Below are 839 nucleotides of genomic sequence, written 5' to 3'. Positions count from 1 at the left end.
CCGACGACGACGGCGCCCACCGTCGGGCGGAACACGTCGTACCCGAACGGCGCGGACCCGTCGATGTCGCGTGAGAGCAGCCAGCCCAGGGAGTCGTCGGCGTCGACGACGAAGCCGTCGAGGCTGGAGGCGGTGTAGTAGACGACGCTCACGACAGCGGCCCGCCCCCGTCGCCGAGCACGAGGTTCACGACCCTCGACAGCTCGGGGGTGAGGGCCTGCTCGGGCACCTCGAAGGGCCGTCCGTCGACCTCGACGGTGTAGACGAAGCGGTCGGGCGCGGGGGTGCTGGTGCCCGAGACCGTGGCGAGGTCGACCCGGCCCAGGAGGTCGCGGACCTCGGGGCCGACGGGGTCGGCGTCGAGCGCCACCTCGCCGGTCTGGACGCCGCCGACGAACCCGCCGCTGCGACGCACCACGACGCGTCCGGCGGGTGCGGGCTCGGACGTCTGCCCGGCCGGTGCGGCGACGGCGCCCGGCTCGACGCCCACGCCCGCCCAGCCCTCGCGCACCGCCGCGACCTGGGAGGAGTCGGCGCCGAACAGGTCGGTGGCGGCCGAGACCGTGGCCGCGGCGAACGAGGCGAAGTCGGCGTCGGGCGTCACCTGGCCTCCGGTGAGCGCCGCGTACCAGGTGCGACCGGCGTCCTCCCAGGCGTGTCCGCCCATGGCGACCGCGACGAGCTGGAACGCGCGGTTGGGGATGCCGGAGTTGATGTGCACGCCGCCGTTGTCGTCGGTGGTCTCGACGTAGTCGTCCATCGAGCCGACCTGGGGGTCCTTGCCCAGGCGAGGGTCGTCGTAGGCGGTGCCGGGAGCCGACATCGACCGCAGCGCCGTG

At 74.6% G+C, this 839-nt stretch carries 1 protein-coding gene; it reads right to left on the bottom strand.

Annotated features, from left to right (window positions below):
- Nucleotides 1–148: 148 nt before the first annotated feature.
- On the bottom strand, nucleotides 149–839 hold a 691-nt coding region (locus ACI6PP_RS23215; protein WP_421114125.1), incomplete at its 5' end, for a protealysin inhibitor emfourin.

It is taken from the genome of Solicola agrisoli, assembly GCF_049059935.1.
Classification (GTDB): Bacteria; Actinomycetota; Actinomycetes; order Propionibacteriales; family Nocardioidaceae; genus JAURVT01.
This window is presented reverse-complemented; position numbering and strand designations above follow the sequence as displayed.